The sequence below is a fragment of the Pseudomonas spirodelae genome (assembly GCF_034653255.1).
Taxonomy (GTDB): Bacteria; Pseudomonadota; Gammaproteobacteria; order Pseudomonadales; family Pseudomonadaceae; genus Aquipseudomonas; species Aquipseudomonas spirodelae.
Genome location: NZ_JAYEET010000001.1, coordinates 344,666 through 367,722 on the forward strand (window position 1 = coordinate 344,666; position 23,057 = coordinate 367,722).

Below are 23,057 nucleotides of genomic sequence, written 5' to 3' on the forward strand. Positions count from 1 at the left end.
AGCACAGCGAGCGATTTGAACCACTTGTTATGTGTTTGTTGCGTTATTGAACGGAATGATGCTTGCCAAACCATCATCTACGTCAACTCCATATGCAACCGATATTTCCGCAACCGATACACCGAATTTTTCTCGTAATTTAAAAAGTTCTCTCTCAAGTATTGATACTTGTACAGGCTGATCAAATGTCGAAAATTTTGGGTGGCCGAGTTTATTGCTGAAGTCGTGGCAGGATTTTCTCATGCGTTTTAACGAGTTCGATAAGTTTGAGCTTGTTGGCAATGCTTGTAGTGCTTTGGTTATTTCAGACCGGATTTCAAGTACGCTCAGAGCACAATGATTTGAGTCTTCCATGTTGGCAGGATTGAAAAGAACACGTTTATCTTCGAGAAAGACAATAATACTCTTGGCTTCATCTGCTTCTATAACAGGAGCATTCCACTGAATGCCGAATATTGGGCAGCTCAGGCCTGTGATGTTTTTATATATTCTTTCAAATTTCAATGAGTGCTCCTTGCTAAGACACATAACTATTAATTAGACGACACCGCTGTCGCATAACACCCTTCTTGGTGCCTGATAACGTTCCCTGTCACTTGCGAAGCGTTTGAGTTCTAAGCAGCCACGCGTGAAAAACGCGACATGGGGAGGACGAAAAACGGCAGAAGACGAAATCGGGTGCAGGGTGGCTGCACCGCTAGAGCAAGAACTTACTGTCGGGCGGCAGGCCTGTCTAGCAGGCGCGTCGAGTGCCTGTGGAAACCAGCCAGTAAAAAGCCCCGATAACTCACCGTTATCGGGGCTTTCTGCTTTCTCGCTTAAGCCTTGGTTAGCGGGAACAGCAAGCTAAAACGCGTGCCTGCCTCGTTACTCACCACACTGACCTGCCCGCCATGGGCTTGCATGATCGAACGCACAATGGCCAGGCCTAGGCCGCCGGAGTCGTCCGGTTGGTTGCGTGACGGGTCGCAGCGGTAGAAGCGCTCAAACAGGCGTGGCAGATGTTCGGCGGCAATCGCGGGGCCGCTGTTATGCACGCTGATTTCACAGGCGCCATCGCGCAACTGGCTGCTAATGGTGACCGCGCTGTCAGGCAGGCCGTAGCGCAGTGCATTGGCCAACAGGTTAGCCAGGGCGCGGCGCAGCAATTGTGGGTCGGCTATTAGAGTGCCGCTGGCCTGGTTGATCAGCTCCATAGCGCACTCCTGCGCGGTGCCTTCGAAGTACTCGCAGAGCTGTTCGACCAACTCATGCAGGTCGACCGTTTGCCGGTTGATCGAGGCATTGGCCTGCTCGGTACGCGCGAGAAACAGCATGCTGTCGATCATTCGCGCTAGCCGCTCGTATTCCTCAAGGTTGGAGACCAGCAGGTTCTGGTACTCGTCCAGTGGGCGGTTGCGTGCCAGGGTTTGCTGCGCGTGGCCCATCAGGTTGCTCAGCGGGGTGCGCATCTCGTGGGCCAGGTCTTCGGAAAAGCGCGAGAGTTGGGCAAAGCCGTCTTCGAGACGCGCGAGCATCTGGTTGAGCGCCTGGCTAAGCGCCTGCAACTCGCTGACGTCTTTAAACTCATCGAGGCGCAGGTGCAGGTGCTGCACGTCAATCGCGGCGGCGCGGGTTGCCAGTTGACGCACCGGGCGCAGGCCGCGCTGGCTAACCAACCAACCGAGGCCAAAGGCCAGTAACGCGCCAACCGACAAGGCCAGCCAGAGTTTCAGGCGATAGGACGCGAGCATTTGCTCACGCTCGCTGAGCAGCTTGCCGGCAATCAGGGTCAGGCGCCGATCGCCCCGGCTGACATCCAGCCAGGCCAGGCGCAGCGGTTCGCTGCCTTGGCTATCGCCGAGGGTGGCCTGCGCGGCGGCGGGCAATACGGGCAATGGCAGCAAAGCCGGGTTGATCTCGATCAGACGCTGCCCGGCGTCATCGACGATCCACAGCAGGCTGTCGCGGTTGCCCAGCATGTTTTCGTAGAGCTGCGGCCTGCTGCGCAGGGCGTCGATGCTCTCGCTGTCGTCGAGCAGCGCTTGCATGCGTTCCAGCCGGCCGAGCAGCGCTTGGTCGTCACGCCAGGCGATTTCACGCTGCAGCGATTGGTACAAATAAAAGCCAATCGAGCCCAGTAGCAGCGCGCTGACCAAGGCGAACATCACGGCTAGGCGCACGCTCAAGGCACGCGGCCACAGCCTCACGACTGCGCCTCAAGCATGTAACCCATGCCGCGCACGGTATGGATCAGCTTGAGCGGGAACGGGTCATCGACCTTGGCGCGCAGGCGACGGATGGCGACGTCGACCACGTTGGTGTCGCTGTCGAAATTCATCTGCCACACGTGCGAGGCAATCAGGGTGCGCGACAACACCTCGCCCTCGCGGCTGAGCAGCAGGTGCAGCAGGGCAAATTCCTTGTTGGTCAGGGTAAGGCGTTCACCATTACGGGTGACCTTGCGCCGCAACAGGTCCAGGTGCAGGTCGGCGACCTGAAACTGTTCAACCTCACGCGGCGGGCCACGGCGCAGCAAGGTGCGTACGCGGGCCAGCAGTTCGGCGTAAGAAAAGGGTTTGACCAAATAATCATCGGCGCCCAGTTCCAGGCCTTTGACCCGGTCTTCAACCGCATCGCGCGCGGTCAGAAACAGCACAGGCGTTTGCAGCTTGCGCCGAATGATCTGCAGCAGCTGCCAGCCGTCGAGGCCAGGCAACATGACGTCAAGAATGATCAGGTCGAACTCGTGCTCTTGCACCAGATGCTGGCCATCGAGGCCATTCAAGGCCACTTCCACGCGATACCCCGACTCAGTCAAGCCTTTACACAGGTAGTCCGCGGTTTTTACTTCGTCTTCAACAACCAGAATGCGCATCTTTTCCTCCAGCACAGGTGCATAGCCTAGGCCGATCTGCTCCGCGCTCCCATTACAAATTGGTAATCCAAGCGCAATCGGTTTGACGGTGGCACAGGGGCAGTATGGCTACCAATCGCTCAGCCGAGCCCAACCCTGGAGAACGACATGCTACTTCGCAGCGCCACCTTGTCACTACTCGCACTGGCCATGGGCTCTTCCGCCGCATGGGCTGCTAACGAAAACGTCGCTCAGCGTCAGGACGTCACCCTGGCTCTGGCCAACGACCTGCTCAACGCCACGCTGGCCGCTTGCCATGCTGACGGCCGCACCGGTGTTGCAGCGGTAGTCGACCGTGGCGGCAACCTGGTTGCTGTGCAGCGTGATGACAACGTGGGCCCGCACAACACGGTGGCGGCGCAGCGTAAGGCCTTTACCGCACTGTCGACCAAAACCGCGACACGTCTGCTGTCTGAACGTGCCCGTAACAACCCGGAAGCCGAGAACCTCAACACCCTCGATGAGCTGCTGCTGCTCGGCGGCGGCGTGCCATTGAAGGTCGGTGATCAGGTCATCGGTGCCATCGGTGTCGCTGGCGCCGGCGGCGCTGAAATTGATGAAGGTTGCGCCCTGAAAGCCATTGCTCAAGTTTTGCCTACCACTCACTAATTAGGAGTCACACCATGAATATGCTGAAAACCCTGTTCGCCGGCGCTGTACTGACCAGCCTCTCCTCCCTGGCCCTGGCCGCTGGCAACCCGCTGAGCGTGCACGTGCTGAACCTGCAAGACGGCCTGCCTTCGCCAGAAGTCAGCGTGACCCTGGAAAAGCAGGACGGCAAAAACTGGAACATGCTCAACAGCGGTGAAACCAACGAACAAGGCCGTATCACCGCCCTGTACCCAGCAGACAAGGCGCTGGAAAAAGGCACCTACCGCGTCACCTTCAAGACCGGCGAGTGGTTCAAAAAGCACGCCACGGCGAGCTTCTTCCCAGAAGTACCGGTGATCTTCGAAGTAGACGGCACCGTACCGCACTACCACATCCCGCTGCTGCTCAGCCCTTACGGCTTCTCCACCTACCGCGGCAACTAAGCCGTCGCAGGTCGGCTAATGCGCACACCCGCTCGCGCATTAGCCAAGAGCCCATAAAAAATGCCCGCATTACGCGGGCATTTTTGTGTGCGGCAGAACCTGCCTGAGTTGACGCGGGTTAGACCACACCCTGCGCCAGCATGGCATCGGCCACTTTAACGAAGCCGGCGATGTTGGCGCCTTTAACGTAGTTGATCCGCCCGTTCTCCTCGCCATAACGCACGCAGGCGCTGTGGATGCTTTGCATGATGCTGTGCAGACGCTCGTCCACCTCACCGGCGGTCCAGCTCAGACGCATGGCGTTCTGGCTCATCTCCAGACCACTGGTGGCAACACCACCGGCGTTCGAGGCTTTGCCTGGGGCGAAGCAGATGCCGGCGTCGATAAACAGGTCCACCGCTTCCAGGGTCGACGGCATGTTGGCGCCTTCGGCCACGCAGTAGCAGCCATTGCTCAGCAGCGTGCGCGCGTCGTCGGCATCCAGTTCGTTTTGCGTGGCGCATGGCAGGGCGATGTCGCATGGCAGGTGCCATGGGCGCTGGCCAACCAGGAAGTTCAGGTTGAACTGCGCGGCCATTTCGCTGAGGCGGCCACGGCGCACGTTTTTCAGGTCCATCAGGTACTGCCACTGTTCTTCGGTCAGGCCGTCTGGGGTGTGCAGGGTGCCTTCGGAGTCAGACAGGGAAACCACCATGCCGCCCAACTCCATGACCTTCTGCGCGGCAAACTGGGCAACGTTGCCAGAGCCGGAGATCGCCACGCGCTGGCCGTCAACGCCACGATGAATGCGCTTGAGCATTTCCTGGGCGAAGTACACGCAGCCATAACCGGTGGCTTCCGGACGAACCAGGCTGCCGCCGTAACTGATGCCCTTGCCGGTCAGCACCGAGGTGAACTGGTTAGCCAGGCGCTTGTATTGGCCGAACATGTAGCCAATCTCGCGGCCACCGACGCCGATGTCGCCCGCGGGCACATCCAGGTCGGCACCAATATGGCGATACAGCTCGCTCATAAAGGCCTGGCAGAAGCGCATCACTTCGTTGTCGCTTTTGCCCTTCGGATCGAAGTCCGAACCACCCTTGCCGCCGCCCATGGGCAGCGAGGTCAGCGAGTTCTTGAACACTTGCTCGAAGGCGAGGAACTTGAGTACGCCCAAGTTGACCGACGGGTGGAAGCGCAGCCCGCCTTTGTAGGGGCCAATGGCGCTGCTCATCTGCACGCGGTAACCGCGGTTGACCTGCACGCGCCCGGCATCATCGACCCAGGACACCCGAAACATAATCACCCGTTCAGGCTCGACCATGCGCTCCACGATGCCCGCCTGCAGGTAACGCGGGTTGGCTTCCAGAAACGGCCAAAGTGTACGCAGTACCTCTTCCACGGCCTGATGAAACTCAGGCTGATCAGGGTCACGCTGCTTTAGGCGGGAGAGGAAAAGCTCGACGGATTCGCTCATGTGGATATCCCAACAGTGCCCATTTAACCGGGCAGATCAACTGAAAAGTGCGCGGCACTTTAACAGCCAACAATGCACTTCGACAGCGCAAAATGTCGCCTTAATGAATCTTTTTAGTGCATTGATATAAAACAACAGTTCTATAACGGGCATTTCCGCCGACAGCATATCGCCCATATTAAGGGCGCTTGCGCACAGCCTTAAGGCACGCAGTCTTTCCCACGGGATCAATACAGGCGCTGGAACCGTTGCAAGGCGATCGCACACGCAAGCGCCGATGCCCGCGCAATGGGGGCAGCGAGAATCAAGGCAGGCGATTAAAAGCGTGCAGAGGTAAAGATGGCGTTCCCAACTGGATTCGAACCAGTATCTAGCCCTTAGGAGGGGCTTATTCTATCCATTGAACTATGGGAACCAAGGCTGGATAGGCGGGCTACCAGCGGGCGGCATCTTAGCGAGCCTGAGCGCGTTTGTCATGCCGCTGCCATTTTCGCCGCGCCATACTGCCCACTGGCGGCTAACCGGCCGTCATCAGGAGAGGAGATCGCCATGCGCCCTGCTGCTTCGCAGTCTTTGCCCGACTCGCCCTTTGCCGACTATCACCTGCGCGCCGCCAGCGTCACCGATGCCGCCGCCCTCGCCGCGTTGCTGCAACAATTGGCGCCCGATGAACCGCGTGCAGATGCCAAGCTACTGGCCTTGCGCTTGAGCGAGCTGCCAATAAGCCGGGTGGTGCTGGTGGCCGAGCGCGACGGCAAGTTGCTGGGCACCTGCACGCTCAACCTGATTGAACACCTGGCGCACAACTTCGCCCGCTCGGCGATTATCGAAGACGTGGTAGTGGACGCAGACGCACGTGGCCTGGGGATTGGCCAGGCGCTGATGGGCAAAGCCATCGAACGCGCCCGCGCCTGGGGCTGTTACAAGCTCGCGCTGTCCAGCAGCCAGAGCCGCGAGGCGGCCCATGCTTTTTATGCAGGCCTCGGATTCAAACCGCATGGCATTAGCCTGGCGCTAACGCTGGACTGAGAGACCATTTCTAAAGCGATGTCTGCTGTCGACAGGCTACTGTTTTTGTAGGAGCGGGCTTGCCCGCGAACCAAGGTCAGCGGAAAAGCATCGCGGCCAATAACCAGGCGTTCCCGCCCCTCCTACAGGTTTTGTGCAACGTGCTTGTTGTGCGGGCAACCCTTAGGCGTTTTTAACGGCCAAAACGTTCTTCGGCCAACTGATCGGCAATCTCGACAGTGGTCTTGCTCGCCGCCTCGGCGCGCTGGAATATCTGCTCCAGCGTCGCGCCAATGCCTTCAATGTGCGCATTGAGTTGCGCGGCGCTGCCGCCACTGCGACCGTAATACACATCGATAATGCCGCCGGCATTGATCGCGTAATCCGGCGCGTACAGGCACTCGTTACGGCGCAGGGTTTCCGCCAGACTGGGGTCGGCCAGCTGATTATTGGCGGCCCCGGCGATAATCGGTGCGCGCAAGGCTTCCAGGGTGTGTTGGTTGATGATGGCGCCCATGGCGCACGGCGCGAACACATCAACATCCAGACCGAAAATCGCCTGCTGGGTAACAGCGGTCGCACCCAACTGCTCGACCGCGCGACGCACATTGGCCTCGACGATATCGGTGACCCACAGCTCGGCCCCGGCGGCTTTCAACTGGCGCGCTAGGTCGAAGCCCACCTGCCCTACCCCTTGGATCGCCACCTTCAGGCCGCGCAGGTCATCACGGCCCAAGCGGTGTTTAACCGCCGCCTGAATACCGATAAACACGCCATAAGCGGTGGACGGTGACGGGTCGCCATTGCGTTTACCGCCAGCTAAAGCCTCGCGCAGTTCAGCGCCGGATACATGGCGGGTGCGCTCAGCCATGATCTGCATTTCCGCCACGCCGGTGCCGGAGTCGGCGGCGGTGATATAGCGCCCGCCGAGGCTCTCGACAAAATCGCCCATGGCCTGAAACAGCGCCGTGCTCTTGCCGGTATGCGGGTCGCCGATGATTACGGCTTTACCGCCACCCAGCGGCAAGTTAGCCAGGGCCGATTTATAAGTCATGCCGCGCGACAGGCGCAGCACATCGCGCAGCGCTTCATCGTCATTGGCGTAGGGCCACATGCGGCAACCGCCGAGGGCCGGGCCAAGGTTGCTGTTGTGGATGGCGATAATCGCCCGCAGGCCGCTGGCCTTGTCGTGGCCGTAGACCACCTGTTCGTGGTGGTCGAAATCGATATGGGAAAACACGGACATAGAGGTTCCTTGATTGTTCTTGTTGTTTGGTTTTTGTAGGAGCCAGCTTGCTGGCTCCTACAGGGAGGTGGTTTAGGCAGCGGGTTCAAACAGCTGTACCGCCGCAATCTCGCTGACGACCATGCGCGCCTTGAGCTGGCTGCACTGCTCGCGCACCTTGGCCAGGCTGCGTTCCTTGACGTGGCCATAGCCGCGAATCTGCTCCGGCAGTTCGGCCAGGGCCAGCGCGGTGCGGTAGTTGTCGGCGTTGAGTTCCTTGAGCAGGTAATCCAGGGTCTGCTCGTAGTCGTCGATCAACTGCAGCTCCAGCTTGCGTTCGGCGCTGTAACCGAATACATCCAGCGCTGTGCCACGCAGAAACTTGAACTTGGCCAGTACGCCGAACGCCTTAAGCATCCAGGGGCCGAACTGACGCTTGCGCGGCTCGCCAGTGCTGGCATCCGGCTTACTTAGCCAGCTAGGCGCCAGGTGGAATTCCAGGCGGTAGTCGCCACTGAACTGCGCTTCCAGCTGACGGATAAAACTGCCGTCGCTGTACAACCGCGCCACTTCGTACTCGTCCTTGTAAGCCAGCAGTTTGAAGTAGTAACGCGCCACGGCCTTGCTCAGGGCTTGATCAGCGCTCTTATCAGCTTGCTGCACCCGCGCCACCTGCTCGCGGTAGCGCTCGGCGTAGGCCGCATTCTGGTAGGCAGTCAGGCGCGCCATGCGGTCGTTGACGATTTCTTCCAGGGTTTGGCAATGCGGCGCTTCGTTCACGTCTGGCTTGGCTAAGCGCTCGACGGCAACCGCATCATGAGCCGCACGACGACCCCAGAGGAACGCCTGCTGATTGAGCTGCACGGCCACGCCGTTAAGCTCTATTGCCTGATTGATGGCTTCGGCGGACACCGGCACCAAGCCCTTCTGGTAAGCGAAACCGAGCATAAACAGGTTGGTGGCGATGCTGTCGCCGAGCAGGCGTGTGGCCAGGCGGCTGGCATCAACAAAGTGGGTTTTGCTCGCTCCAACAGCCTCGATCAGCGCCTCACGCATGGCCGCGCCGGGCACCTGAGCATCCGGGTTGCGGGTGAACTCAGCAGTGGCGGCTTCATGGCTGTTGACCACCGCATGGGCGATCTTGTCATTCAGCTTGGCCAGCGATTCTTCACTGGCGGCCACCACCAGATCACAGCCGAGCAGCAGGTCCGCTTCACCGGCAGCGATACGCACGGCGAAAATATCGTCCTGCTTGGCGGCGACGCGGATATGGGTGATCACCGGGCCGAATTTTTGCGCCAGCCCGGCCTGATCTAGCACCGTGCATCCCTTACCTTCGCTGTGCGCTGCCATACCGAGCAAGGCGCCAACGGTGGTCACGCCGCTGCCGCCCACGCCAGGTAGAAGGATATTCCACGGCCGCTGCAAGCCCGGCTGCTGCGGTTCAGGTAGCGCGACAAACAACGCGCCATGCCCGACGGCACTGGGTTTGCGCAACGCCCCGCCATGCACGGTGACAAAGCTTGGGCAGAAGCCATCAACGCAGCTGAAATCCTTGTTGCAGGTGTTCTGGTCAATCTCGCGCTTGCGCCCCAATTCGGTTTCCAGCGGCAGCACGGACAGGCAGTTAGACTTCACGCCGCAATCGCCGCAGCCCTCGCACACCGCCGTATTGATAAAGGCACGCTTTTGCGGGTCGACCAGCTTGCCGCGCTTACGCCGGCGGCGCTTTTCGGTGGCGCAGGTTTGGTCATAGATGATCACCGAGCAGCCTTTGAACTCACGCAGCTCGCGCTGTACGGCATCCAGCTCGCGGCGATGGTGGAAGGTGACGATGGGCGCGAAGGTGGCGCGGGTCGGGTACTTCTCCGGCTCGTCAGTCACCAGGGCGATGCGTTTCACCCCTTCGGCATACACCTGCTGGCTGAGTTGATCGACGCGCAGTTCGCCGTCAATGGGCTGGCCACCGGTCATGGCCACGGCGTCGTTGTAGAGAATCTTGTAGGTGATATTCACCCCAGCAGCCACGGCCGCACGCAAGGCCAGTTGGCCGGAGTGGAAGTAGGTGCCGTCACCCAGGTTCTGGAAGATATGCGGCGTGTCGGTAAACGGTGCCTGGCCGATCCAGGTCGCGCCTTCGCCGCCCATTTGGGTAAAGGTGTCGGTGCTGCGGTCCATCCACTGAGTCATGTAGTGGCAACCGATGCCGCCTTGGGCGCGGCTGCCTTCGGGGACGTTGGTCGAGGTGTTGTGCGGGCAGCCGGAGCAGAAGTGCGGCGTACGCGCCGTGTGATGTTTCGGCGCCGCCAGGGAGGCTTCCTTGGCCGCGAGAAAGGCCAGGCGCTCTTCAATTTGTGCGCTGCTGTAGATCGGCGCCAGGCGCTTGGCGATGGCGCGGGCGATCATTGCGGGGGTCAGTTCGGAGAGGTTCGGCAGCAGCGAATGGCCGGCTTCGTCGAACTCACCGACCACCACTGGGCGCTTGCCCACCGGCCAGTTGTAGAGCTGGCCGGTGAGCTGGTCTTCAATAATGCTGCGTTTTTCCTCGACCACCAGAATCTCGTCCAGGCCCTCGGCAAACTCATGCACCGAGACCGGTTCCAGCGGCCAACTCATGCCCACCTTGAGCACGCGCAGGCCCACCTGAGCGCACAGCGCCTCATCCAGACCGAGGTCATCCAAGGCCTGGCGCACATCCAGATATGACTTGCCGGCAGTGATGATGCCCAAGCGCGGGGTGGGCGAGTCGAGCATCACCTTGTTCAGCTTGTTGACACGAGCAAAGGCCCGCGCGGCATAAATCTTATAGGTGTTGAGGCGCGCCTCCTGCGCCAGGGGCGGATCTGGCCAGCGAATATGCACGCCGCCTTCCGGCAGTTGGAAGTCTTCGGGGATGGTCAGCTGCATGCGCAGCGGGTCGACCTCCACCACGGCGGAGGAATCGACGTTTTCGGCGATGGTTTTCAGCGCCACCCAGCAACCGCTGTAACGCGACAGTTCCCAGCCGATGATGCCGTAGTCGAGGATTTCCTGAACGTTGGCCGGGTTGAGCACCGGGATCGACGCCGCGATAAACGCATGCTCGCTCTGATTGGCCAGCGTCGACGACTTGCAGCCATGGTCATCACCGGCCAGCAGCAATACGCCGCCATGCTCGGAGACCCCGGCTGAGTTGCCGTGTTTGAACACATCACCGCAGCGGTCCACACCCGGCCCTTTGCCGTACCACATGGCAAACACGCCATCGTAGCGTGCCCCAGGAAAAAGATTGGTCTGCTGGCTACCCCACACGGCGGTTCCGGCCAACTCTTCGTTGACCCCAGGCTGAAAGTGGATGTGGTTGTCTTTGAGGTACTGCTTGGCGTCCCACAGGCTCTTGTCGAGGCCACCCAGTGGCGAGCCACGGTAGCCGGAAATAAAGCACGCAGTATTCATACCATGGGCTGCATCGCGTTGCTTCTGCAGCATGGGCAGGCGGGTCAGCGCCTGGGTACCGGTCAGGTAAAGGTGACCGGTCGCAAGGCGGTACTTGTCATCCAGGCGGATCTCGGCCAGGGACATATCTGCGCTCCTTTTATTATTTTGGCGAGCTGCGGGGCAACGGTTAGTGCCGCCGCTTTAAGCCTAGTGCGGGATCACCGCAGCAGACGTATGGCTAAGAATATGACCGAGCGGTACTGAGATTTTCTTTCTATTTGCTGGACGCTTTGCCGATACTGCGCATGATTAATCCAACAAGAACAAAAAATTGGAAACAGTCATGCAAGAAAAACTCAGCCCCATCGACCGCAAGATTCTCCGCCTGCTGCAACACAATGCCGACCTCTCCGCCGCCGAAATTGCCGAGAAGGTCGAGTTGTCACAATCGCCTTGCTGGCGGCGGATTCACCGCATGCAGGAAGAGGGCATCATCGAGCGCAAGGTCGCCCTGCTCAGCCACAAGCAGCTGGGCTTCAGCATCACGGTATTCGTCGACATCAAACTCTCGGCCCACGGGCGCAGTAACCTGGAAGAGTTTGAGCAAGCCGTGGTCGGTTACCCCGAAGTGCTGGAGTGCTTCACCATGGCCGGCGGCTCGGATTACCTATTAAAAGTGGTGGCCAAGGACATCGCCAGCTATGAGCGCTTCCTGCGCGACCACCTGCTGCAACGCCCGCACGTGCACGAAGCGCACTCGCATATCGCCATGAGCGAGGTCAAACGCACCACCGAGCTGCCGCTGGATTGAGGCCGCCGGAATACCGCGGGAGGGGCTTTAGCCGCGACAGCTCGCAAATCCAGCTGCATATCGCGGCTAAAGCCCCTCCCACTGATAGTTAGCGATGCCTCGTAGGGTGGGTTAGCGACGCCGAACACCGCTCGATCATCCAACCTCGCTAGCAGCGCGGCGCGTAACCCACCCTACGAACTGTATGTCGCGGCTAAAGCCCCGCCCACAGCCCCGCCAACGCAAGTCATAACACTTGCCCATCCACGGCCAAACTCACGCCGTGCGGCAAGGCATTTGGGTTATCCAGCAGCCAGGCATCAAAGCTGTGGCCGATATGGGTGAGCACGGTCTGCTGCGGTTGCAGCTGCTCGACCACCTCCAGCGCGCGGGTCAGATCGTTGTGATTGCGCGGCGCAATGGGTTGCGGCGCGGTAGAACAATCCAGCACCAGCAGATCCAGCGGCTGCTGGCGCAGCACCTCGGCGCTGGCCTCGGGGATGCCGAGCGTGTCGGTGAGGTAGGCAATGCTCCGGCACTCGCCATTAACCATAGGGCCTTGCAGCAGGTAGCCAAAGGTCAGTTTGGAGTGATTCAACGGCAGCGCGGTAACACTCAACTCGCCCAACTGGCGCCGCTCGAAGGGCGCAAACGGCTGGCTGAAATCGAGAATGCCAGGGTGTTTGTACAGGTCAGCCAGCCCCTCAGGATCATCCGGCCCATGCACCGGAATAATCAGCCCCTGGCCCCAGCGCAGATGCAGCAGGCCCTGGGCGTGGTCGGCGTGATAATGGGTTTGCAGAATGCCGCTGAGGCTATGGGGCGGGAAACGCTCGCACAGATCGGTCAGGCCCGAGTCGATCAGCCAGCGCTGCGTGCCGCACTCGATCAACGCGCTGCAAGGCCCGCGACGGCGCGCCGGATAGACCCGCGCACTGTCGCAGGCAGGGCAGCTGCAGTTATACACCGGCACCTGCCGCGCATCGCCCGTACCGAGCAGGGTCAAGCGCATGTGCGGCTGGCCCCGATCAGCGCCAGCAGGTTGTTCCGCGCCCGCTCAATCGACGCCGAGTTATCCAGCAGATGCAGGCAATCACGCTCAGCGCTTGCTGCGTCGAACTGAGCATTACGCGCCAGACGCTGTTCGATCTGCTCAAGGCTTTCACGCCCGCGCCTGAGCAAACGCTCACGCAATACTGCAGGCTCGACTGTGAGCAACACACCGATCAAATAGGGATAGCGCAGCCGCGCCTGCGGCAGATAACCGCGCGAGCCATTGACCAGCACATCCTGCCCTGCCGCCAGCCAGTCATCTATCTGTTTGGGGATGCCATAGGCCAATCCATTGGCGCGCCAGCTCAGAGCAAAGCCACCGGCCGCCTCCTGCTGATCAAATTCGGCAGGCGTAACGCCAATGGCGTCCTCGCCCACGGCCTCCGCCGAACGGGTAATCACCCGCCGCGCGATCACACAATTACGCTCAGCCAAACGCTCACGCGCGGCCTCCAACAGGCTGTCCTTGCCTGAGCCCGAAGGCCCCATCAAATAGATCAACCGGCCGCTCATCAGAACACCCTATTGGCTTGTCGCCACACTTGCTGGATAACCGCTTGGCCCTCATGCAGCCGTGCCTGGAGCAGATCAGCACGCAGGCCCACACGAATTTCACCCCGATCATGCAAACCCGCCGCATGGGCTGGCAGGCGGCTGACGGTGGCAATCGCCCGGGGCAGATCATAGCCGTTGTCTTGCGCCGCCAGGAGAAAAGCCGCCTGCAACAGGCTGGCCGGGTAATAGTCGCTGGAGAGGATATCCAGCACTCCATGACGGGCCAGTTCGGCAGCGGCGATATTGCCCGAGTGCGAGCCACCACGGACGATATTCGGCGCGCCCATCAACACCTTCAACCCCAGTTCATGGCTGGCCTTGGCGGCCTCCAGGGTGGTGGGGAACTCGGCGATAGACATGCCATAACCGGCCGATTCCTGCACATGGGCCAGAGTGGCGTCATCGTGGCTGGCCACCGACAGGCCGCGGGCGTGGCAGTCCTCGACAATTGCCCGGCGATGACGGTCACTGAACTCGATGGAATTGGCCACCTGCTCCTTGATGAAGGCATCCATCTCGGCAGTGCTCAGGTGGTACTTGCCCATGTAGTACTCGCGGTATTTGTCCTCTTTAGCGAACTGACGCTGGCCCGGCGAGTGATCCATCACCGACACCAGCGCTACCTGCGGGTGCACCACCAGATCACGGAACACCGCCAGGGTATCGGGGTGGCACAACTCGCAGCGCAGGTGCAGGCGATGATCGGCGCGGGTAAGCCCGGCACGACTCGCCTCGGCGATGGCTTCGAGCATCGCCGGCAGCTGCTGCATACGTTTGCCGCGCGGGTTGATATCGCCAATCGACAGCGCGTCAAACACCGTGGTGATGCCGGCCGAGGCGATCTGCGCATCATGGGTCAGCACTGCCGATGCAGACGGCCAGTCCACGCCAGGGCGCGGGCTCATGTACTTCTCCAGGTTGTCGGTGTGCAGCTCGACCAACCCCGGCAGCAGGTAATCGCCACCCAGATTCTGCGCCTGGGGCAAGCCGCTGACGCCCTCTTCCACCTGGGCAATCAGGCCGTCACGCAGCACCAGGGTGCCGACGAACTGCTGCTCGGCGGTGATGATCCGCGCGTTGGTCAGAATTTGTTCAACCGGCATATACATACTCCTGCTGCGCGGCAGCGCTCATATCAAGAAAGCGATCGGCCACCGCCTCACGGGCGGTGCGGTCGTGGAAGATGCCGATCAGCGCACTACCAGCGGCCTTGGCTTCATCGATCAGTTCCAGCACCACCTGACGGTTGGCGTCGTCCAGCGAGGCGGTCGGCTCATCCAGCAGCATCAGCGGCCAGGCGACCATAAAACCGCGGGCGATATTCACCCGCTGCTGCTCACCGCCGGAGAAGGTGCCCGGCGCCAACTGCCACAGGGCTTGCGGAATATTCAGGCGGCTCAGCAGACTCTTAGCCCGCGCTTCAGCATCGGCCTTACTCCAGCCACGGGCCAACGCCGGTTCCATCACCACATCCAGGGTCGCGACGCGCGGTATTACCCGCAGAAACTGGCTGACATAGCCCAGAGTCTGCCGGCGCACGGCCAGCACCTGACGAGGTTCGGCACCGACCAACTCGACCCATGCGCCGTTGTGCAACACCCGAATGCTGCCGCCAGCGGCCAGGTAGTTGCCGTACAGGGTGCGCAGCAAGGTTGACTTGCCGGCGCCGGATTGGCCGTGCAGCACCAGACACTCGCCGGCGCGCACGCTGAAATGCAGCCCGCTCAATACATTCAGCACCACACCGTGCTGCTGATGCAGGGTAAAGGTCTTGCTGAGGCCGGAGACCTCGATAAGCGTATTCATATAAACCTCGATACGTGGGAGGGGCTTTAGCCGCGATAACCGCGGATCGCGGCTAAAACGGATCGCCGCACGGCCCCTCCCACATGACGGAACTAGGGCTGCAGCACCGAAGACACCAGCAACTGCGAATAGGGATGCTGCGGGTCATCGAGAATCTGGTCGGTCAGCCCGGCCTCGACCACGTGGGAGCGGCGCATCACCATCAGCCGGTCCGCCAGCAAGCGCGCCACGGCCAGGTCGTGGGTGACGATCACCACCGCCAGGTCCAGCTCGCGCACCAGGCCGCGCAGCAGGTCGAGCAGGCGCGCCTGCACCGACACATCGAGGCCGCCGGTAGGCTCATCCATAAAGATCAGCCGGGGGCTTGAGACCAGGTTGCGAGCGATCTGCAAGCGCTGTTGCATGCCGCCAGAGAAGGTGCGCGGCAGGTCGTCGATACGCAGCGGGTCGATCTCCACCTGTTGCAGCCAGTCGATGCCGGCCGCGCGCAACTCGCCGTAATGGCGCACGCCCTGGGCCATCAGCCGCTCGCCGATATTCGCCCCGGCTGACACGCCCATGCGCAGACCGTCACGCGGGTTCTGCTCGACAAAGCCCCACTCGGTGCGCAGCAGCGTGCGGCGCTGCGCTTCACTGGCGCTGTATAGATCGACCCAGTTGCCGGCCGTATCGCGATAACTGACGGAGCCGCGATCCGGCGGGCAGCGCCCCGACAGCAGGCTGAGCAGGGTCGACTTGCCCGAACCGGACTCGCCGACGATACCGAGCACTTCACCCGGATACAGATCAAACGACACGCCCTGGCAGCCCTTCTCCAAGCCGTACAGGCGGGTCAGGTCACGCACGCTAAACAGCGGCTGCGCCGTGTCGGTGTGCAGGTGCAACTTTGCGGCAGCACTCATTGCTCGCCCTCCTCTTCAAGGTCACGGCGTTGCATGCAGTAATCGGTGTCAGAGCAGACGAAGCGCTTGCTCCCGGCATCGTCGACGATCAGCTCATCCAGGTAGGAATCCTGACTGCCACAGAAGGCGCAGCATTCGTCCCAGCGCTGGATCTCGAAGGGGTGGTCTTCAAAGTCCAGACTCACCACGCGAGTAAACGGCGGCACGGCATACAGACGCTTCTCGCGGCCGGCGCCAAACAGCATCAGCGCCGGGCTCATGTGCAGCTTGGGGTTGTCGAATTTGGGGATCGGTGATGGGTCCATCACGTAGCGCTCGTCGACCGTCACCGGGTAGGCGTAGCTGGTGGAAATATGGCCGAAGGTGGCAATGTCCTCGTACAGCTTCACGTGCATCACACCGTAGTCTTCCAGCGCGTGCATGGTCCGCGTCTCGGTTTCCGAGGGTTCGATAAAGCGCAGCGGCTCAGGGATCGGCACCTGATAGACCATGATCTGATCGCCGCTTAGCGCAGTTTCCGGAATCCGGTGACGGGTCTGAATCACCGTCGCCTCGGGCGTGCGGGTGGTGGTTTTAACCCCCGCGGTGCGGGCGAAGAAACGGCGGATCGACACCGCGTTGGTGGTGTCATCCGCGCCCTGGTCGATCACCTTGAGCACATCCTCAGCACCGAGAATCGCCGCAGTCAGCTGCATACCACCAGTGCCCCAGCCATAGGGCAACGGCATCTCGCGGCCACCGAAGGGCACTTGATAACCGGGAATAGCCACGGCTTTGAGTAAGCCACGGCGGATCATGCGTTTGGTTTGCTCATCGAGGTAAGCGAAGTTGTAGCCAACCTCAGTCGCGTTTTGTGTATGGGCCTGGGCATTCATGCGCGTTGCTCCTCGGCGGCGGGCTGCTCTCGCTCCTGCTTGCGCAGCTTGCGGATCAGCTCCAGCTCGGATTGGAAGTCGACGTAGTGCGGCAATTTCAGGTGCGAGACGAAGCCGGCGGCCTCGACGTTGTCGCAGTGCATCAGCACGAACTCCTCTTGCTGTGCCGGGCCTTCCACCTCTTCAGCGTACTCAGCAGCGCGCAACGAACGATCGACCAACGCCATGCCCATAGCCTTGCGCTCGGCATAGCCGAAGGCCAGGCCGTAGCCACGGGTGAACTGCGCATCGATACCTTTACCGCCGACGAACTGGTTGACCATCTCGCACTCGGTTACTTCGATATCGCCCAGCGGCACGGCGAAGCCCAGTTCCTCCGGTTCCAACCAAACCTCAACCGCACCGATGCGAATCTCCCCGGCAAACGGGTGATTGCGCCCGTAACCGCGCTGGGTGGAATAACCCAGCGCCAGCAGAAAGCCTTCATCGCCACGGGCCAAAGCCTGCAGGCGCTGAGCACGGCTGGCGGGAAAGTCCAGCGGCTCGCGGGTGATATCCGCCACCGCTAAACCGTCATCGACTTCGCGGGCCATCAGGCCTTCTTCGACGAGAAAATCCAGCACACGCGGGCACGGCGACAGTTCAGCCTGTGGATCGACCTGTGGGCCTGGCTGTTCGCCGTCGGCCAGGAGAGCGAAATCCAGCAGGCGGTGGCTGTAATCGAAGGTCGGCCCAAGCAGCTGACCGCCGGGCAGATCCTTGAAGGTCGCGGAGATGCGCCGGCTCAGCTGCATCTGCGTGGTCTCCAGCGCGACGCTGGCACCGAAGCGCGGCAGCGTGGTGCGGTAAGCGCGCAGCAGGAAGATCGCCTCCATCAAATCGCCGGCCGCCTGCTTGATCGCCAGCGCAGCCAATTGCGGGTCATACAGCGAGCCCTCACTCATCACCCGCGCCACGGCCAGTGGCATCTGCTCGCGCACCTGGTCGACGCTAAGTTCTGGAACTGCAGTATCGCCACGCCGCTGTTTGGCTAGCAGCAGGTGGGCATTGTCGATGGCGCGCTCGCCACCTTTGACGGCAACGTACATCAGGCAGCCTCCTCGGCATTGAGCAGTACGCGAGTGCTGCGCGGCAGGCCGATCACCTGCTCGCCCGCCGCGAAGAAAGCATCCAGGCCGCGAGGGAAGGCACTGCGCGCTTGGCGTTGCTGCCAGAACACAGGAGCCAGCGGCAGTTCAACGCTGCGCACATCCTTGATCCCCGGCCCGCGCCAGCGCAGGGGCTCGCCGCCGCTCAGTGCATCGAGCTGAACCAGCAAGGTGCAGGACTGGTCGGGGTAACGCTCGCTGCCGTTATCGAAGGCGGAGAGGTCAGCGGCGCCCGCCTCATCGAGCAAGGCAAACAACGCCAGTTCACGCTCGGCGACGATCGGACAACCGCAGTGGAACGACAGGTTGGCGCGAATCGCCGGGGTGTCGAAGCACGGCGCCAACCATAGCGGCGTGTCGCCATCGAGAAAGGCCAGGCACAGGGCGTAGGTCGCCGGCTGCAGATTGCCCAACGCCAACGCACGATCCATGGGCTGTAGCAAACCCGGCTCCGACAGGGCTTTAAGCGCAGTGCGGAAGCTGGCCTGGGCATCCAGTACAGGATTGTTGAAGGCCGGTTGCAGCCATTGCGAGCTGTTCGCCGCGTTCATCAGTCTTCTCCTCTGACCAGGGTGAAAAATTCCACCTGGGTGGTTGCGGTTTCGGCGGCTTTGGCAGCCTGTTGGTGCTGTTGCGCGGCGGCCAGTGGTTCAATCAAACGGCTCAGCCAATGCGGCTGCTCGACGCCCTGCAAGTGCGCGTCGGCCAGGGCGGCCAGCTCGGCGTGCTGTTTGTCGCGACCGGCCACATAGCTGTATCCGGTACGGCCATCGGTCAGGCGCACCACGCAGCGGGTCACGCTCATTTCACCGAGGTTGAACGGGCTGCCGGTCCCCCCCATGCGCCCACGGACCAGGGTCATGCCGATTTCGGGCGCGCGGATCAGGCTGTACTCGGTTTCTTTCAAGGCTGACTCATAGGCCGCCAAGCCGTTACCGGCGCGGGCAAGTACGCCCATCCAGCGTTGACGTGCAGCAATGTGCGGGTCGCTGTGCAGCAGGTTGCGGTTCATCACAGGCCTCCATCAAAGAGCGAGCTGGTACTGGAAACGGTCGGCGCGACTGGTCGATAACGACAGCTCCACCGGCTGGCCAGCCAGATCGCGGGAAAGGGTTTGCACACTCAGCAACGGAGCGTGTTTGGGCATTAATAAGCGCGCCGCTTCTTCACGGCTGGGCAGACGCGCGCCGATCAAGCTAAAGGTGCGGGTCAAGGGCAGGCCGCGCTGGCTGAGGTACTGGCGCAGCGAACCACCCTGGTAAGCCGCCAACAGCTCGGCGTATTGAGTACTGAATGCATGGCGAATCAGGCTGACGGGCTGCCCCTCGATTAAACGCAGGGTGCTCAGTACCAGCACATGCGCCCCCGGTGGCAGCTGTAGATAATTGCGCTCCTCGTGACTGGCCGGACGCACGTGCCGCTGCAGTAACTGCGCTTCCACCTGATGGCCGAGCGCCGATAACGAGGCGCTGTAAGCACTCCCCGCTTGCATGGGGTAAATCAGCGGTTTAGCCAGCACCCGTGTGCCTTTGCCCTGCTGGCGCAGCAGGCGGCCTTCGAGCACCAGCTCATCCACGGCGCGGCGCAAGGTGTGGCGGTTGACCGCAAAACGCGCGGCCAGCTGTACCTCGCCTGGCAGGTAATCACCGGGGCTCATGCGCTGCAGTTCATCGCGCAGCACGCCAGCCAATTCGCGGTAGAGCGGCTCGGGTTGTCTAGACAAGTGCATAGCTAAAAAAGGCATCCGTAGACGCCTATCTCCGTCAGATAAATTGCTTACGCAGACGCTGGGAAATGACGTCGAGCAGGCTCACTACCAGGATGATCACCAGCAGCAAGGCGCAGGTCTGGGCGAACTGGAAGCCGCGAATCGCTTCCCAGAGAATCACCCCGATCCCGCCCGCCCCAACCATGCCGACCACGGTGGCCGAGCGCACGTTGGACTCGAAGCGGTACAGCGAGTAGGAGATCCACAGCGGCAGGACTTGCGGGATCACCCCGTAGATCACTTCCTGCAGGGCGCTGGCACCGGTGGCACGCACGCCTTCAACGGGACCGGGATCAATCGCCTCCACCGCCTCGGCAAACAGCTTGGCCAGCACTCCAGTCGTGCCGATGAATAGCGCCAGCACCCCGGCGAATGGCCCCAGACCGACCGCCACCACAAAGAGCATGGCGAAGACCATTTCGTTGATCGAACGGCAGGCATCCATCACCCGGCGAACCGGCTGGTAAACCCACCAGGGCACAATGTTCTCGGAACTGAGAATGCCCAACGGGATGGCGCAGACAATCGCCAGCACCGTGCCCCAGAGGGCGATCTGCACGGTGACGATCATCTCCTTGAGGTACAGCTCCCAGTTGCTGAAATCCGGCGGGAAGAAGTCCGCGGCGAAGGTTGCCATGTTGCCGGAGTCACGGATCAGGCCGAGCGGGTTCATCTCCGCGCCCTGCCAGGACCAGGCCAGCACAGCGATAAACAGCCCCCAGCCAATCAGCTGCGTCCAAGAACGCTTGGCTGAAAAATCAGGCGTAGGTGCGGTAGTTAGGGTGGTCATAACGACATCTCGAATGGAGCAACAAAGAACATCGGCTCGCCCTTAGGTCATGCAGGGCAAGGCGAGCCGACTCAGGCCATCAACCCGCGCTGGCAGGGCTGTGCTTGGCAATTTCTGCCAGACGCTTTTCCAACTTGGCCAGCTCGGCATCCAGCGCCTTGAGTTGGGCCTGCTTGTCAGCGGCATTGAGCTTTTCGTTGTTGGTCACTTCGGTGCGTTTCTTGAACAGCTCCAGCTGGCGAATCGGCAACAGCTGATCGTCATCCGAGGCTTTGAATTTGGCCCACTGCAGCCCAGCGAGCACCTTCAACTCAGCCGGCTTGTCGCCGTAAGTCATAAAGAACTCACTCAACTTGTTCTTGGTGGCGTCATCGAGGTTCTTGCGCCATACCAGCGGGTCAGACGGAATCAGCGGCGAGGTCCAGATCACCTTCAGCTGAGCGGCCTTATCGGGCGCGGTCACTTCAAGGCGTTCCATGCCTTCACTGTTGAAGGTGCCGATATCAATCTGCTTGTTGGCCACCGACAGCGCGTTGACCTCATGGCTGCCATTGAGTGAACGCTTGAAGATCTTGTTGGCGTCCGCGTTGTTCTGCGCAAACACGTAGTAGCCGGGCACCAGATAACCCGAGGTGGAATTCGGATCACCGTTGGCGAAGGTCAGGCTCGAGGCGTTTTTCAGCATGTCCTCGATCGAATTGATCGGGCTGTCCTTGTGCGCCACCATCAGGCTGTAATAGCCCTGAGAACCGTTGGCGGCGACGGTTTGCGCAAACACCTGGCCGCCGGCGCGGTCCACGGCTTCCATCGCCGACTTGTTGCCGTACCAGGCCATATCGACCTTGTCGAAGCGCATGCCTTGAATGATCCCGGCATAGTCAGGGGCGAAGAAGGCGTTGATCTTCAGCCCGGTCTGCTGGCTCATGTCCGCCAGGAAGGGGTCCCACATACTTTTCAGGTTTTGCGAGGACTCGGTGGAGATGATGCCGAAATTGATTTCCTGCTCAGCGGCTTGAGCAGCGCCCATAACCGAGCCTGCCAGCAGCGTGGAGGCGACAAGAACGCGACTGATACGTTTGAACATGCAAAGCACTCCTAGTGCGGATGAACAGATAAGAATTGGCCTAGCAGGCATCACTCAGGCCTTGGCCAGAGCCAGCGGTACTTTCGATGTGCGGGCGCGGCGGGCTTTCTCGATGGGCAGCGGCGCTACTTCAAGCTCGGCGCCATAGAGATCGTTAAGAAAGTTGGGGTGCAGCTCGGCGGCGGCGCCATCGAAATGAATCCGCCCCGCTTTCAACGCCACGGCGCGCTGGCAATAACGCATGGCGTAGTCGACCTGATGCAGGGTGACCACCACGGTGGTGCCGTCTTCGCGATTGATGTCGGCAAGGATCTGCATGACCTTGCGCGCAGACTCGGGGTCGAGTGAGGCAATCGGCTCATCGGCCAGAATCACCTTGGCGCGCTGGCACAAGGTGCGGGCAATCGCCACACGCTGCTGCTGCCCACCGGACAGGGTCGAGGCGCGCTGCTGCGCCAAATCGGCCAGCCCCACCCGATCCAACGCCTGCAGCGCGCGCTGTTTTTCTTCAGCGCTGAACAGACCCAAGGTGCCGCGCCAGCGCGGCATACGGCCCAGGCAGCCGAGCAGGACGTTCTGCAGCACGCTGATACGCCCCACCAGGTTGAACTGCTGGAAGATATAGCCAATATCCGCGCGCAGCCGGCGCACATCGGCATTCAAGCGACCTTCAGCCTGCACGTCGCGGCCCAGTACCTGAATGCTGCCGCCGCCTGTGCGATCACAGCAGGCGAGACCTGCGACATGGCGCAGCAGGGTTGATTTGCCAGAGCCCGACGCCCCAATCAACGCCACCATTTCACCGGGTTCAACGGACAGCGCCAGATCAAACAGCGCCTGTTTACGGCCGAACGTTTTGTTCAGGCGCTCAACCCGGATCACTGCACTCATGGAATGCCTCCTTTATTAACGGTTACACCGCGGCTTGGGGCCGCCTTCTGGTGTAGACCAAGGTAGGCAAATCCTGTGTCAGGGCTATTAATGAGCCGTGACACTTACATGACGGTTACTGGAAATTATCTCGATACCGGGATTTGTTGCTTTTTGCACAGTAAGGCGCATTTCTTTCAGCCGTAGCCGACGAAGCGGCTACACCCACCGCCAAATAAAACATATAATTGACGCCAATTTATTGCCTGCTCGACAAGCGAGTCACAAGTAGATACCTAATCTACTTTCTGGCGGAACGGTTAGCGCTGGCGCTGGTCAAAACGCTGACTATGCTATAGCCCATTGCCAGTATCGCTTTC

General features: G+C 61.0%; 23 protein-coding genes and 1 tRNA gene. 4 read left to right on the forward strand and 20 right to left on the reverse strand.

Features of this window, described 5'->3' with window-relative positions:
• Positions 1 to 27: 27 nt before the first annotated feature.
• From SOP97_RS01640 to SOP97_RS01650, 3 genes are all read right to left on the reverse strand, one after another.
• A complete protein-coding gene (locus tag SOP97_RS01640; protein WP_322947905.1) occupies positions 28 to 504 on the reverse strand; it encodes a DUF6650 family protein in 477 nt (158 codons plus the stop codon).
• 314 nt (positions 505 to 818) lie between these two features.
• Positions 819 to 2,189, reverse strand: coding sequence for a heavy metal sensor histidine kinase (locus tag SOP97_RS01645; RefSeq protein ID WP_322947907.1), 1,371 nt, complete (start codon positions 2,187 to 2,189; stop codon positions 819 to 821).
• Positions 2,186 to 2,857: a heavy metal response regulator transcription factor gene (locus tag SOP97_RS01650; protein ID WP_322947909.1), complete on the reverse strand. Its 672-nt coding sequence runs from the start codon at positions 2,855 to 2,857 to the stop codon at positions 2,186 to 2,188. Before SOP97_RS01650 ends, SOP97_RS01645 begins: the two co-directional genes overlap by 4 nt.
• Before the next feature lie 147 nt (positions 2,858 to 3,004).
• Here SOP97_RS01650 and SOP97_RS01655 point away from each other — a divergent pair, with 147 nt between their 5' ends.
• Together SOP97_RS01655 and uraH are read left to right on the forward strand one after the other, a co-directional pair.
• Positions 3,005 to 3,505, forward strand: coding sequence for a GlcG/HbpS family heme-binding protein (locus SOP97_RS01655; protein ID WP_322947911.1), 501 nt, complete (start codon positions 3,005 to 3,007; stop codon positions 3,503 to 3,505).
• A gap of 14 nt (positions 3,506 to 3,519) precedes the next feature.
• Entirely contained in the window at positions 3,520 to 3,930 is a 411-nt protein-coding gene (uraH, locus tag SOP97_RS01660; protein ID WP_322947913.1) for a hydroxyisourate hydrolase, read from the forward strand.
• Between the two features lie 118 nt (positions 3,931 to 4,048).
• On the opposite strand, the gene gdhA is transcribed toward uraH, so the two are convergent.
• Positions 4,049 to 5,386, reverse strand: a complete 1,338-nt coding sequence (gdhA, locus tag SOP97_RS01665) for an NADP-specific glutamate dehydrogenase (RefSeq protein WP_322947915.1) — start codon at positions 5,384 to 5,386, stop codon at positions 4,049 to 4,051.
• Between the two features lie 340 nt (positions 5,387 to 5,726).
• Positions 5,727 to 5,801 (reverse strand) — tRNA-Arg (locus SOP97_RS01670).
• Between the two features lie 134 nt (positions 5,802 to 5,935).
• Between SOP97_RS01670 and SOP97_RS01675 the strand changes: the two genes are divergently transcribed.
• The gene (locus SOP97_RS01675) at positions 5,936 to 6,415 is read left to right on the forward strand and encodes a GNAT family N-acetyltransferase (RefSeq protein ID WP_322947917.1); all 480 of its coding nucleotides are present in this window, start codon (positions 5,936 to 5,938) and stop codon (positions 6,413 to 6,415) included.
• Between the two features lie 172 nt (positions 6,416 to 6,587).
• On the opposite strand, the gene SOP97_RS01680 is transcribed toward SOP97_RS01675, so the two are convergent.
• On the reverse strand, positions 6,588 to 7,640 hold the full coding sequence (locus SOP97_RS01680) for a Glu/Leu/Phe/Val dehydrogenase dimerization domain-containing protein (RefSeq protein ID WP_322947919.1): 1,053 nt from the start codon (positions 7,638 to 7,640) through the stop codon (positions 6,588 to 6,590).
• A gap of 72 nt (positions 7,641 to 7,712) precedes the next feature.
• Complete coding sequence (locus tag SOP97_RS01685; RefSeq protein ID WP_322947921.1) at positions 7,713 to 11,180, reverse strand: indolepyruvate ferredoxin oxidoreductase family protein; 3,468 nt, start codon at positions 11,178 to 11,180, stop codon at positions 7,713 to 7,715.
• Positions 11,181 to 11,379: 199 nt separating this feature from the next.
• Here SOP97_RS01685 and SOP97_RS01690 point away from each other — a divergent pair, with 199 nt between their 5' ends.
• Positions 11,380 to 11,847 (forward strand): Lrp/AsnC family transcriptional regulator, encoded by a 468-nt coding sequence (locus SOP97_RS01690; RefSeq protein WP_136665833.1) that lies wholly within the window; start codon positions 11,380 to 11,382, stop codon positions 11,845 to 11,847.
• A gap of 226 nt (positions 11,848 to 12,073) precedes the next feature.
• Here SOP97_RS01690 and phnP read toward each other — a convergent pair whose 3' ends face one another.
• The 13 genes from phnP to phnC form a co-directional block, all read right to left on the reverse strand.
• A complete protein-coding gene (phnP, locus tag SOP97_RS01695) occupies positions 12,074 to 12,838 on the reverse strand; it encodes a phosphonate metabolism protein PhnP (protein WP_322947924.1) in 765 nt (254 codons plus the stop codon).
• Positions 12,829 to 13,392 (reverse strand): phosphonate metabolism protein/1,5-bisphosphokinase (PRPP-forming) PhnN, encoded by a 564-nt coding sequence (gene phnN, locus SOP97_RS01700; protein ID WP_322947926.1) that lies wholly within the window; start codon positions 13,390 to 13,392, stop codon positions 12,829 to 12,831. The genes phnP and phnN overlap by 10 nt, the downstream gene beginning before the upstream one ends.
• A complete protein-coding gene (locus SOP97_RS01705; protein ID WP_322947928.1) occupies positions 13,392 to 14,537 on the reverse strand; it encodes an alpha-D-ribose 1-methylphosphonate 5-triphosphate diphosphatase in 1,146 nt (381 codons plus the stop codon). The genes phnN and SOP97_RS01705 overlap by 1 nt, the downstream gene beginning before the upstream one ends.
• Positions 14,527 to 15,240, reverse strand: coding sequence for a phosphonate C-P lyase system protein PhnL (gene phnL / locus SOP97_RS01710; RefSeq protein WP_322947929.1), 714 nt, complete (start codon positions 15,238 to 15,240; stop codon positions 14,527 to 14,529). The genes SOP97_RS01705 and phnL overlap by 11 nt, the downstream gene beginning before the upstream one ends.
• 92 nt (positions 15,241 to 15,332) lie before the next feature.
• Positions 15,333 to 16,142, reverse strand: coding sequence for a phosphonate C-P lyase system protein PhnK (gene phnK, locus SOP97_RS01715; protein ID WP_322947931.1), 810 nt, complete (start codon positions 16,140 to 16,142; stop codon positions 15,333 to 15,335).
• The gene (locus SOP97_RS01720; RefSeq protein WP_322947933.1) at positions 16,139 to 17,017 is read right to left on the reverse strand and encodes an alpha-D-ribose 1-methylphosphonate 5-phosphate C-P-lyase PhnJ; all 879 of its coding nucleotides are present in this window, start codon (positions 17,015 to 17,017) and stop codon (positions 16,139 to 16,141) included. The genes phnK and SOP97_RS01720 overlap by 4 nt, the downstream gene beginning before the upstream one ends.
• The gene (locus SOP97_RS01725) at positions 17,014 to 18,105 is read right to left on the reverse strand and encodes a carbon-phosphorus lyase complex subunit (protein WP_322947935.1); all 1,092 of its coding nucleotides are present in this window, start codon (positions 18,103 to 18,105) and stop codon (positions 17,014 to 17,016) included. Before SOP97_RS01725 ends, SOP97_RS01720 begins: the two co-directional genes overlap by 4 nt.
• Positions 18,105 to 18,716, reverse strand: coding sequence for a phosphonate C-P lyase system protein PhnH (phnH, locus tag SOP97_RS01730; RefSeq protein WP_274088871.1), 612 nt, complete (start codon positions 18,714 to 18,716; stop codon positions 18,105 to 18,107). The genes SOP97_RS01725 and phnH overlap by 1 nt, the downstream gene beginning before the upstream one ends.
• Complete coding sequence (phnG, locus tag SOP97_RS01735; RefSeq protein ID WP_274088870.1) at positions 18,716 to 19,177, reverse strand: phosphonate C-P lyase system protein PhnG; 462 nt, start codon at positions 19,175 to 19,177, stop codon at positions 18,716 to 18,718. The genes phnH and phnG overlap by 1 nt, the downstream gene beginning before the upstream one ends.
• Before the next feature lie 12 nt (positions 19,178 to 19,189).
• Positions 19,190 to 19,894, reverse strand: coding sequence for a phosphonate metabolism transcriptional regulator PhnF (phnF, locus tag SOP97_RS01740; protein WP_322948023.1), 705 nt, complete (start codon positions 19,892 to 19,894; stop codon positions 19,190 to 19,192).
• Between the two features lie 34 nt (positions 19,895 to 19,928).
• Positions 19,929 to 20,723 carry a phosphonate ABC transporter, permease protein PhnE gene (phnE, locus tag SOP97_RS01745; RefSeq protein ID WP_322947938.1) on the reverse strand — a complete coding sequence of 265 codons (795 nt, stop codon included), beginning with the start codon at positions 20,721 to 20,723 and terminating at the stop codon, positions 19,929 to 19,931.
• A gap of 79 nt (positions 20,724 to 20,802) precedes the next feature.
• Positions 20,803 to 21,807, reverse strand: coding sequence for a phosphonate ABC transporter substrate-binding protein (gene phnD, locus SOP97_RS01750; RefSeq protein ID WP_322947939.1), 1,005 nt, complete (start codon positions 21,805 to 21,807; stop codon positions 20,803 to 20,805).
• Positions 21,808 to 21,861: 54 nt separating this feature from the next.
• Positions 21,862 to 22,698 carry a phosphonate ABC transporter ATP-binding protein gene (gene phnC, locus SOP97_RS01755; protein ID WP_322947942.1) on the reverse strand — a complete coding sequence of 279 codons (837 nt, stop codon included), beginning with the start codon at positions 22,696 to 22,698 and terminating at the stop codon, positions 21,862 to 21,864.
• Positions 22,699 to 23,057: the final 359 nt, after the last annotated feature.

Coding starts and splice junctions, on each gene's coding strand:
- SOP97_RS01680 (WP_322947919.1), bottom strand. CDS start 7,640: ATGTCCGTGTTTTCCCATATCGATTTCGACCACCACGAACAGGTGGTC.
- uraH (WP_322947913.1), top strand. CDS start 3,520: ATGAATATGCTGAAAACCCTGTTCGCCGGCGCTGTACTGACCAGCCTC.
- SOP97_RS01685 (WP_322947921.1), bottom strand. CDS start 11,180: ATGTCCCTGGCCGAGATCCGCCTGGATGACAAGTACCGCCTTGCGACC.
- gdhA (WP_322947915.1), bottom strand. CDS start 5,386: ATGAGCGAATCCGTCGAGCTTTTCCTCTCCCGCCTAAAGCAGCGTGAC.
- SOP97_RS01650 (WP_322947909.1), bottom strand. CDS start 2,857: ATGCGCATTCTGGTTGTTGAAGACGAAGTAAAAACCGCGGACTACCTG.
- SOP97_RS01655 (WP_322947911.1), top strand. CDS start 3,005: ATGCTACTTCGCAGCGCCACCTTGTCACTACTCGCACTGGCCATGGGC.
- phnE (WP_322947938.1), bottom strand. CDS start 20,723: ATGACCACCCTAACTACCGCACCTACGCCTGATTTTTCAGCCAAGCGT.
- phnD (WP_322947939.1), bottom strand. CDS start 21,807: ATGTTCAAACGTATCAGTCGCGTTCTTGTCGCCTCCACGCTGCTGGCA.
- phnF (WP_322948023.1), bottom strand. CDS start 19,894: ATGCACTTGTCTAGACAACCCGAGCCGCTCTACCGCGAATTGGCTGGC.
- phnL (WP_322947929.1), bottom strand. CDS start 15,240: ATGAATACGCTTATCGAGGTCTCCGGCCTCAGCAAGACCTTTACCCTG.
- phnC (WP_322947942.1), bottom strand. CDS start 22,698: ATGAGTGCAGTGATCCGGGTTGAGCGCCTGAACAAAACGTTCGGCCGT.
- phnN (WP_322947926.1), bottom strand. CDS start 13,392: ATGAGCGGCCGGTTGATCTATTTGATGGGGCCTTCGGGCTCAGGCAAG.
- phnK (WP_322947931.1), bottom strand. CDS start 16,142: ATGAGTGCTGCCGCAAAGTTGCACCTGCACACCGACACGGCGCAGCCG.
- SOP97_RS01725 (WP_322947935.1), bottom strand. CDS start 18,105: ATGTACGTTGCCGTCAAAGGTGGCGAGCGCGCCATCGACAATGCCCAC.
- SOP97_RS01675 (WP_322947917.1), top strand. CDS start 5,936: ATGCGCCCTGCTGCTTCGCAGTCTTTGCCCGACTCGCCCTTTGCCGAC.
- SOP97_RS01705 (WP_322947928.1), bottom strand. CDS start 14,537: ATGCCGGTTGAACAAATTCTGACCAACGCGCGGATCATCACCGCCGAG.
- SOP97_RS01690 (WP_136665833.1), top strand. CDS start 11,380: ATGCAAGAAAAACTCAGCCCCATCGACCGCAAGATTCTCCGCCTGCTG.
- SOP97_RS01720 (WP_322947933.1), bottom strand. CDS start 17,017: ATGAATGCCCAGGCCCATACACAAAACGCGACTGAGGTTGGCTACAAC.
- phnP (WP_322947924.1), bottom strand. CDS start 12,838: ATGCGCTTGACCCTGCTCGGTACGGGCGATGCGCGGCAGGTGCCGGTG.
- phnH (WP_274088871.1), bottom strand. CDS start 18,716: ATGAACGCGGCGAACAGCTCGCAATGGCTGCAACCGGCCTTCAACAAT.
- phnG (WP_274088870.1), bottom strand. CDS start 19,177: ATGAACCGCAACCTGCTGCACAGCGACCCGCACATTGCTGCACGTCAA.